This is a genomic window from Marinobacter antarcticus (assembly GCF_900142385.1).
Taxonomy (GTDB): domain Bacteria; phylum Pseudomonadota; class Gammaproteobacteria; order Pseudomonadales; family Oleiphilaceae; genus Marinobacter; species Marinobacter antarcticus.
Map to the genome: position 1 here is coordinate 1 of NZ_FRAQ01000008.1, position 9,706 is coordinate 9,706.

9 protein-coding genes are annotated in these 9,706 nt (G+C 47.5%); 4 read left to right on the forward strand and 5 right to left on the reverse strand.

What is annotated here, in order from left to right:
- Positions 1 to 220: 220 nt before the first annotated feature.
- Complete coding sequence (gene repC, locus BUA49_RS17385) at positions 221 to 1,078, reverse strand: replication protein C, IncQ-type (protein WP_072799878.1); 858 nt, start codon at positions 1,076 to 1,078, stop codon at positions 221 to 223.
- Positions 1,071 to 1,943, reverse strand: coding sequence for a helicase RepA family protein (locus BUA49_RS17390; protein WP_072799879.1), 873 nt, complete (start codon positions 1,941 to 1,943; stop codon positions 1,071 to 1,073). The genes repC and BUA49_RS17390 overlap by 8 nt, the downstream gene beginning before the upstream one ends.
- 94 nt (positions 1,944 to 2,037) lie before the next feature.
- On the opposite strand from BUA49_RS17390, the gene BUA49_RS17395 reads away from it, so the two are divergent.
- The 4 genes from BUA49_RS17395 (at position 2,038) to BUA49_RS17410 (ending at position 5,065) form a co-directional block, all read left to right on the forward strand.
- Positions 2,038 to 2,706 (forward strand): AAA family ATPase, encoded by a 669-nt coding sequence (locus BUA49_RS17395; protein WP_072799880.1) that lies wholly within the window; start codon positions 2,038 to 2,040, stop codon positions 2,704 to 2,706.
- A gap of 5 nt (positions 2,707 to 2,711) precedes the next feature.
- Entirely contained in the window at positions 2,712 to 2,975 is a 264-nt protein-coding gene (locus tag BUA49_RS17400) for a ribbon-helix-helix domain-containing protein (protein ID WP_072799881.1), read from the forward strand.
- 224 nt (positions 2,976 to 3,199) lie between these two features.
- Positions 3,200 to 4,117: a HindIII family type II restriction endonuclease gene (locus tag BUA49_RS17405; RefSeq protein ID WP_072799883.1), complete on the forward strand. Its 918-nt coding sequence runs from the start codon at positions 3,200 to 3,202 to the stop codon at positions 4,115 to 4,117.
- A 3-nt stretch (positions 4,118 to 4,120) separates the two neighbouring features.
- Entirely contained in the window at positions 4,121 to 5,065 is a 945-nt protein-coding gene (locus BUA49_RS17410) for a DNA-methyltransferase (protein WP_072799884.1), read from the forward strand.
- Between the two features lie 143 nt (positions 5,066 to 5,208).
- On the opposite strand, the gene BUA49_RS17415 is transcribed toward BUA49_RS17410, so the two are convergent.
- From BUA49_RS17415 to BUA49_RS17425, 3 genes are all read right to left on the reverse strand, one after another.
- On the reverse strand, positions 5,209 to 6,123 hold the full coding sequence (locus BUA49_RS17415; RefSeq protein WP_072799885.1) for a DNA-binding protein: 915 nt from the start codon (positions 6,121 to 6,123) through the stop codon (positions 5,209 to 5,211).
- A gap of 116 nt (positions 6,124 to 6,239) precedes the next feature.
- Positions 6,240 to 8,831 (reverse strand): DUF3991 domain-containing protein, encoded by a 2,592-nt coding sequence (locus BUA49_RS17420; RefSeq protein WP_072799886.1) that lies wholly within the window; start codon positions 8,829 to 8,831, stop codon positions 6,240 to 6,242.
- Positions 8,821 to 9,186 (reverse strand): MobC family plasmid mobilization relaxosome protein, encoded by a 366-nt coding sequence (locus tag BUA49_RS17425; protein ID WP_072799888.1) that lies wholly within the window; start codon positions 9,184 to 9,186, stop codon positions 8,821 to 8,823. The genes BUA49_RS17420 and BUA49_RS17425 overlap by 11 nt, the downstream gene beginning before the upstream one ends.
- Positions 9,187 to 9,706: the final 520 nt, after the last annotated feature.

Here is a 9,706-nt window from a genome sequence, read left to right on the forward strand (position 1 = left end):
AACGTCCCCAATTAGTCGGTACAACGTCCCCAATTAGTCGGTAATGATTTCTGTCAGATTTCAGCATCTTACTGGTATATATCTGCCTGATAACGATAAAAAATCTGACAAACGGGGGTTTTTTGCTTATAAAACGTCCCCGATTAGTCGGTAGTCAGCCTCATTAAAATCAACGCTTTAGGGATTTCTCGTATCATAAACGATCCCTTTTTTTATAATTTCAGTGGTTAATAATCCGGGATCTCCGAACAGTAGCTTTAGCTTTCTGGCCTCGGCCCTCTACTTTGATGTTCCAGCCGTGTAGTTCGGTGATCTCTGAGAGCCCTTTGTTTATGCGATCCCGCCGACTACGTGTCGTTGAGGGATTTTTGCTAGGGGTTCCCCAGACCTTTTCGGCCAATTTATCTAGTGACATGCTTTGGGTATTGCCTGGCTTGCACCAAGCAGAAAGCCAAGCATGGGCCAACTGTGCGGCTTCAGCGTGGAGTCTACGGCGTTCATCAAGTGAAACGTGGACATACTGACCACCGAGTGCTTTGGCGAATCGCCCATTAAGTGCAATGTTTATTTTTCCATCTGGCGCAGATGCCCAAGAAAGTAAATTCATCGACCATTCATAGCCCTGTTTTTTCGCCCGTGATCCAACCATCGATAGGCGTTCCAAGCAGTCCTCAAGCATGCCGTAATTTTGACCCTTATCATCGAGGCCAGCGGCCTGAATCAGAGAGTAACGAGAGGTGGTTAAAACCACAGCTCGATCAAAAACTGCATGTTCTTGCGGGTCTAGATCGAGCCAGAGTTGCTGGCCACGATCACCAGTTACATCTGCATGCAATTCTTGGTTGTCCATCCCGGCCATGCCAATCGCTGCAAGTAATACCGACTGATCGCGAGTATCGAGGGCTCTCCAAACTAAAAAGCTGATTTCCATCCCATCAAATTCAGCATCTATTTTGAGTCCGCCAGGGCGAGGTCCTGGGGTTTTGGGTCTGAAAAGAGAGGCCAGTGCAGTAGCTGGGTCATGCTTCGCATGAGTAATCGAGCTACTACGCTTTTTTGAAAGGGCTTTATCAGTCATTGAACTCACCCTTAGCCTTCCCCCTAGTTCGGCGGCTTTTCGCTTCTACAAGCTCTACAGGAGCCAGTACGCCACCTTCTCGTCGTTCATACCACTGATCGAGGGGAGTGGCATCGTAATTCTGCTTGGAAACGCCAAAGCGGACGAAAAAACCGCGCCGGTCGTTGCCAATTGGGGCTTTGTCTCCAGATCGATTAGACAGTTTTTCAGACTCTTGCTCGGTCATTTTCGCAACAAATCCGCACCATCTCGCGTTGTCGATCAGTGCAGAAGCGCCCCGAGCTGCTTGTTGTTGGTCGCCCTGCCCATCTTTAGCACTTCCTTTGCTGACGTGGTGTAGATATAGCACTGAAGCTCCTGTGCGTGCTGCAACGTGCTCCAGCATACCGACGAGTCGTGCCATGTCGCCGTTTGAATTTTCGTCGAGTTGGTGGATGCGCGAGAGTGTATCCAGCACGATGAGTCGTGCGCCAGAGCAATACTCAATGAGTCGATCCAAATGCCGTTGATCCATCACATTGAGTCGCTTCCCCATAATGGGCTCAAGGATCAGATTGTCACTGATGGCTTGTCTTGCGTCCTGATTAAGATGCTTTCCGATACTGTGAACACGGCGAACCAATGCAGGTTCAGGATCTTCTCCAGCGAAATAAACCACCGGCCCTGTTTTAACTGGATTGAGTTTAACCAGATCTCCACCGGCAACAGTGCAGGCCACGGCCATAGCCGCCTCTAATGCCCAATAGCTTTTACCAGTCGCACCTGGCGCAACCAGGGCACCGACGGTGCCGGTTAAAAAGCCAGGCCAGATAAAATCGAGTTCAGGTGGCTCTTGTGTAAATGCGTCGAGTATTTTGATCGGCATTGATTACATCCTTTATTTCTTTCATGTTATTTTGCTATCATTAAAGCATTAAAGCAAGTATTATTGTTTTAAAGAATGATAGAAAGGTGGAATCATGATCGTTTTGGTTGGCAGTGAGAAGGGAGGCGTAGGCAAAAGTACGATAGCTGCGCATGTAGCCGTAAGGCTTTCCATGACAGGAAAGCCAACAATATTAATTGATGCAGACCCACAAGCGACATCTTGGGCCTGGGCGCAAGCTCGGAATAAATATAAGCCTGATTCGCTGAGGGTAGAAACAACCAAGATGACAGGCGATATAAGGCCAGGGATAAAAGACCTGGCAGCGTCATACGGCCATATCGTAGTCGATTGTGGCGGCGCTGATTCCGTGGCTCTAAGGAGCGGTATGATGATCGCGCATAGGTTAATAATCCCGTCAAAGGTGGCACGGAGAGATCTCGAAACACTCAAGCACGTTTCGACTCTTGTCCATACTGCCAATGAAAAGCGAGAGAGTGAGGGACAGAGTCAGCTCCTTGCTCGGGTGGTTTTCAATATGACTAGGGCGCTACCAAATTTTTGGACCAGGATCGAAGGAGCGAAAAAGGTGGTTGAGTCGCTGGGGCTGGGAGTTTGCCCATATCCGATCGTTGAGAGAGTCAGTTACGACGACACTCAATACCAAGGTGGAACAGTTTTCGATGATAAAACTGACCAAAAAGCTATCGATGAAATGGAGCGTGTTTTGAAATCATTGCTCCGTAAAGAAAATACGGAGTAGGACTTATGACAAAACCAAATTTTGATCTGAATGATGATTTTGTGAAAGGTGCAGAAGATCGAGCTAGTGAGCATAAAGCAAAACCCAGAGATAACCTGGTCATGCTAAATTCTCGGGTTCCAAAAGAGCTACGTGATCGCCTAAAATTTGCAGCTTTGATCCATGACCGGTCAAACGGTTCTATTGTCATTGAAGCACTTGAGAACTGGTTAAATGCAGCAGAATCGAAAGAGCCAAAAAGTACCGCCTTTGATAATGACGGTCTTTAGTTCTCAGAATCATTTTTCTGCTGCGCAACAGGTGAGCGGCTGGCTGGGTTCGGAGGCCAAATAACCTCCTCAGCTTGCCCGAGTGTCCGCAGGCTTAACAATCACAGGCACGGCGACGGCTGTTACATTGCGGCTTCGCCTCCATTCTGTAGCCGCGCATGTTGTTGGCGTTTTTGTATGATCGGAACGCCTACTCGGAACGAACCTATAAAATGAGAAGTTAAATGAAATACGACGTTATTACGCAAGATCAAATTGATCAGAGAAACTATTGGATCGACGAAATAAGTCGACTTAGCGGTAATTTTGGTGTGGACGCAGATAAGGTAGAAAATGAGATTAACGTTGAAATTGAAAAGACCGGGATAACCGCAGTGTTAGGCCACCTGAGATTATGCGGGGCAATTCCCGAAAGCTACGGGCACGATACAAGTGAAGAAAAGCTCTACTCCAAATATACAGACGTGGTAATCCACGAAGCATTTTCCGCGATGGGTTTGCAGAGCCTGGTTCTAAAGACCAGAGCTGATGTGGCAGACGTGGAATGTGTCGCAGAAGACTATAGCTTTGTCGCAGATGCAAAAGCATTCAGGTTGAGTCGAACAGCAAAAAACCAAAAGGACTTTAAAGTGCAAGCTATGGATGGCTGGAAACATGGAAAACCCTACGCTATTGTCGTTTGTCCTGTTTACCAGCTTCCATCACGAAGTAGTCAGATCTATCATCAGGCTGCAACACGATCAGTTTGCGTAGGGACGTATTCGCATCTTGCAGTGCTTGTTCAGTACGCGGAGCTGGTCTCTAAGTCAAAAGCAATTGAACTACTCAAGGAGTTATTTATAAGTGTTGAGTCTATGAATCCATCGAAAGATGCACCAGCCTATTGGCAATGTTTGAATAGAACAATGCTTGGTTTTGACAAAAAAATCAGAGATCTGTGGCGAGAAGAAAAAATAGCTTCTTCTGAATCAGTTAATATATCCAGAGAAGAATCTCTGCACTTTTTAGCGTCAGAGCGCGAAAGGCTCATGAAAATGTCTAAGGAGCAGGCTATCTCAGAAATTCTAAAGTCTAGCAAAATAGGCAGCAAAATCAAAGCGGTAAAGTCAGTGTGCGACAATGGCCTATTTGGAATGGTGTAAGAAATGAGTGAAGATTTCCTTAATAAGATAACTCTGGGCGATTGTGTCGATTACATTCCAAGCCTGGATAACGAGAGCGTTCATCTTCTCCTCTCTGATATTCCGTATGGTATTAGTCTAGACGACTGGGATGTTCTTCATGGCAATACAAATTCTGCGCTTCTTGGAAGCTCCCCTGCCCAGCATGGAAAGTCAGGATTTAAACGTAGAGGGAAGCCAATTAACGGCTGGTCACAGGCAGATAGAAATATTGGCTTGGAATATCAGGAATGGTGCCGTAAATGGTCTAGTTTGGTTTATGAGAAAATGAAACCTGGCTCTTTTGCGTTTATATTCGGAGCACGAAGGACGATTCATAGAGTTATAAACGCATTTGAAGATTCTGGTTTTCTATTAAAAGATACATTAGCTTGGAAGAAAGGGTCGGCGCACCATAGAGCCCAACGCGTTAGTATCGTCATGGAGCGTCGAGGTTTAACCGAAGAAGCAGAAAAGTGGGAAGGTTGGAGGCTTGGTAATCTTGCGCCAATTTGGGAGCCGATAGCTTGGTTTGTGAAACCGTATACCATTGGTGGCACAATAACAGATAACATATTAAATCATGAAGTTGGGGCAATGAATATTGCAGAGTGCAATATTAACAATGCAAGCCCTACAAACCTTTTGGAATTTGCTTTTAAAAAAAGTGAAGATCGATTACATGAAGCTCAAAAGCCAATTGATTTGATTAAATATCTTATAAAGTTAAGTACGAGGGAGGGGCAGGTGGTTCTTGATCCGTTTATGGGGAGCGGAACCACTGCCGCAGCCGCCCTATCTCTCAATCGTCAGTTTATAGGGTTCGAATCTAGCAAGGAGCACTGGGTTAATGCCTCCGGCCGAATTAAAAATAGCAACTGTGAAAAAAAAGCAGACAAAAAAACCGTTAAGCAGGAAGCATTGTTTTAAAGATCGGCTAATCGGATAGGCAGAGGTATCTGGCCTCCAGCCCCCACAATGCCCTGCATGCGGGTCAGCACAGGGCGTTTCCCGAAAACCTTCAGAATAATTCGCTGAATTTCAGATTGCATCCTAGGCATTCAAAAATGCGTTCAGACATCACCTTTATTCCTTCTCTTTTGGCTATTGAGTGCCTTTACTTCACCGCGTAGTTCAGCGGCTTCCTGTTGGGTCAATTCCAGCTTTTCGCGCATCTTGGCCGTAGCTGACCGATGCTGCTCAATTTCAGTTTGAGCGGCTTCTAATCGAGCTTCTGAGTGCTCTTTAGCCGTTGCCAGTTTATTATTCCGGCTCTCCAGGGATTCGACTTTTTTGGTTTCGGCGGCAAGGGCTTCACGGTGATTCCCTTGGATCGTATCAGTCTCGCTTTTGTGATCCTTCCGAATCATTTTGGTTTCTTCCTGGTGTTCCTTTTGATTCTGCTCAAGCTTGGATTCAAGCGACTCTGAGCGCTTCTCGGACTTCTCCAAGGACTTGCGCAACTCGGTAACAGTTGCTTTTAGAGACTCAATTTCTGCTGTCTTTTTCGAAAGTGCCTCAGACGTATCTGACCGAAGATTCATCAGGCGGTCTTTATAATTAACCAGTTCTGCTTGGACTTTTTGAAGTTCTTCAGAAGAGTCAGAAACTTGTTTCTTCAGATCTTCCTGCTCAGATTCTAGAAGTTCGACCGCTTCCTGGGCTTCAGCCAGTTCGGATTCAGACTGTTCACGAGCAACCTTCAAAGCTTCACGTTCAGTGGATAAGCGGCGTTCAGCTTCATTGATGGCAGCATTCCAGATTGCGCCCTGGAGCTGTTCCAGGCGTTCAGTAATAACTTCCGGCACTTGCACTTCAGCAAGCTCATGCTCTTCTGATCGTTTCTCATTCCAGATCTTCATCGCTTCTGAAATAGTTGTGAAAGAACCACCGCCCAATTCGGTGCGGACTTTGGCTTGAGTAGGTTTTTCGCCCCGCTCAGCAATACGATCAGCAGCTTGATGAATGGTTTCAGTTGTAAGTGCCATAGTGATAATCCTTTTTGTATGTAATGTATGTAGATAGTATAATACTAAATACAACATAATACAACAACTAATACAAAAAAAGGGCCGAAGCCCTCTTTTATAATTTTTGTTATCTCTTATCTAGGCGCAGGCCCTGGTTCCAACTTCGTTCCACCACCCCCACTTCCGCCATGACGAGGCCAGTCAATACCTCTGGTACGGCACTCAGTCGCCCATTTTTTTGGGTTCTCGATGTAACCTTTCAGAGTGTCATTCCAGTCATTACCGAGCCTCGGAGCGTCACGCTCGATAGTCATGCCTTCGGGTGCCAAGTCTCTAAGCTGTGCTTCAAAATCACACCCGGATTTATCGTTATCCACCGCGATCACCAGCGTTTGTCCGGCTTCGTGAGCATTGCTCAAAACCGCTTTCAGAACATCCAACTGATCAGGGCTCATGCTGCCTGCAAAGCTCACATAAGCGTCTTTAGATGTGCCTACGGCCTCAGCATGGCTCAAAGCATCAATTGCGGTTTCAGTGATTATCAGTCGATCAGACTTGCCAGTGTTCGTTGAGTACCAAATCGACTTCTTTCCACCGGACGCGAAGCCAGTAAAACCTTCGTAATTCTTGATTTCATAGCCACTCAGGCCCTCACGGTCATAATGCAGGAACAGGGCGTTACCGCGCTGATCGCGGCGAATAACACTAGAGAAACGGGGATCAGCAAGGGTTTCGGAATGAATGCCACGGCTGACCAGGTATTCATGCGTACCAGCAGGCTGACTGCGGCCAATAACTTGCAACACTTTCTGCCGGTCAGCTGTGCTTCGCACTGGTTTCTTGATCTTGTGATTGATCGGAGCTGACTGGCCGATCCAGGGCCTCAGCTCCTTTCGGACCTGGCCAAGATTCAAACCTTTTCGGCGCTGCACAAAATCAATAATTGAACCGTTGTCGGCGTTGTCACGAACTGAAAAATAGATACCGTGGCCGTCCTGACCAGTGGCAACAATAATCTTGTCGTTATCGCTTTCGCGCTGCATCACGAAGCTGTTGCGACTGGATTCGTTACTGATCAAGTCATAACCCTCACTCGCTGCGTATTCCGGCAAGCTGATCTCACGTTTAAAACGTTCCAGCTCATCGCCCCTATGCTGCCTCACCGCTCCAATTCCTCTTTCAAAAGATCCGCTACTTCTTCGTAACGCTCTATCAGAATTTTCTGCTGCCCTGCCAACCTCATCACTTGCTGTGCTGAGGTAGCGACTTGCTCCTGCAAGCTGTTCACCTGCGTCATCAAACGCTGCTCGCGCTCTTGTGATTCCTGCTGTGACAGCCTCAACATATCCATTAATCTCTGCTCTAACTCTGTCATAGCCTGCCCTCAGGGTTTGTTTAATTTGATTACCCAGCTCCCAGATTTCGCCTGGTAAAGATCTGGTTCGGTCTCCAGCAAAAGATATTGATCGCCCGACTGCTCTAAGTACTGAACTGCTGCGGGAAGCTTCTTTAAAGTTTGCTGGGCTGAACGGATCTCCTGCTTTGTCTCCATAAGCTCCTGCGACATTAAATGCATCGCTGCCCAACTCCCGCCTAAGATGGTTACTAAGATCATCAAGGCTGGCAGGCTGTACTTCAGCAGGCCCCATTTCAGGCTGTTCAGTGCTGCGGTTTTGTTCCTGCTGGATGCCTTCTCTATTTCCGTTAGGTCGTTTTTGAGCTTCTTCCTGGTTGTCGCGCTCGACTGCGACACCTGCGTTTCCAGGCTCTCGATCAGGTCCACCACTTGTTTGATCTGAGCGCTGGTATCTCTCTTTGTGATAGTCAGTTCGTCGCTCAATCCATCCCGTAAGCTCTGCACGAGCTTTTTGAGCTGACTCAAGCTCAGTTGTTCTACTTTCTCCAGGTCCTGTTGACGCTTCTGCGACAAGGTTTCTGAGAGCGCTTCCATCGAATTCTTCTGCATATATTGCACCTTTTAATCTAACTGCCTTGTTAAACCCCGTTGGTTTAACCGACACATAATCTTTCCCCTGGCGAGTGACTTCGCCCAGCTCTTCAAGACTGGCAACAACCCCGGATCTATCATTTACTAAACCGTCAGCAACCCGGTTTCTAAGCCATTCCGTGATTTCCTCACGGGCTTTTGCTTGGCTTTGCAGAATCGGCTTGTCATAAGTCGGTGGTGTATTCACTAGGCGAGATCGAACAGGATCATCGGGACGCGCCCAAGAATTTTCGTAATTCCAGGAATCCCGTAGGGCGTCGTAATATTTCGAATGACCAGGCGGAGCCACGTTCAACGCTTTTCCAGTCGATAGTTCCACTCTCGGAACCACCATATGCAGCTCGGTGTTTCCTTCGTGGGTATGGCGAACCCACAAAATGTCGTACTGATCTGGCTCAAGGCCAGAAAAAGCCAAACCTTCGAAATCGTCCATCATCTCCCGCTGCTGCTTTTCAGTAGGAGCATCATCAACGTGAAAAGCGACAACGCCGGACGTGTACTTGTGCCGATTGTCGATGCTGTCTATCAGTCTCCGAGTGGCTTCAGGACTACCCCGCAGCACTTCAGGTGCAGGATCACGACGACGAAAAACGACATTTCCCCGGTCATCGCGTAAAGGTCGGCCTCTTGAATCGCTCTGGCGCACGTACTCACTGGTTAAATATTCGGTTGGACCGCGCCCACCACCAGTGCCTTTATCAAAGAATTTAATGTGCATCCGGATCTTCCTCCTGGTCACGTCTTCCAGGTTGGGTAGGAATATCTGCGAGCTGACGCTCAACAGCTAACAAAGCACGAATTACAGCCATCGCCTCAGCGTCGGATTTATAGGTGTTTGCCCAGCGCGAGACCTGATTCAGGTTGTTACCGATTTTCGACAATTCTCGAATAAGGGCAGGATCGACACGCTTCACACGTCGCTTCTTAACTGGTTCTCGATAGACCAATTTGGCAGCACTCATGTGCTGACGAATCAAGTCGGCAAGAGTCAGGCCGGATAATTCAGCCATACGATGCCAGGAGCCTTTTTCAGACTCCGAAACTTTCACATGCACCCATTTGTCACGTTTCATCCGACCACTCTTTTTCCTACTGCCCAATCCGCGTAGCGGGTAAATGCGCGACTTGTCGCGTCATCTTTAAGCCGGTTTATCCGGCTCGGGACCCACGAAGTGGGTTGTGGGATTCAAGGGAGCAAAGCTCCTTTGACCAGCCCCGGTAGATGCCCCAAAGGGGTAGCTACCGGGTAGGCTGGCTTAACATACTTAACTTCATAGTAACAGTATATCAGGAGTTGAATCAAGCCGTGGTTTTTTCTATCAAGGATGTTACCTGCGGCAACTGGGCGGTAGGAAAAACAATGGTCGGTTTGTGGGGTTTGTGTGCTTCTGAAGTGGCTTTCGACTTTGCGTATAGCCCTCTCATTACCAGGGCAGGCCCTCTCAAGGGGTCTGTCCGATAGTATTTATTAGTAAATACTAGTACGGTTTTTCCGGTGATCTCTGAAACCGGCCTGTACCAAGGGCTGGAGCACGATTTTATATTTTTGAAACGTCCCCAATTAGTCGGTACAACGTCCCCAATTAGTCGGTA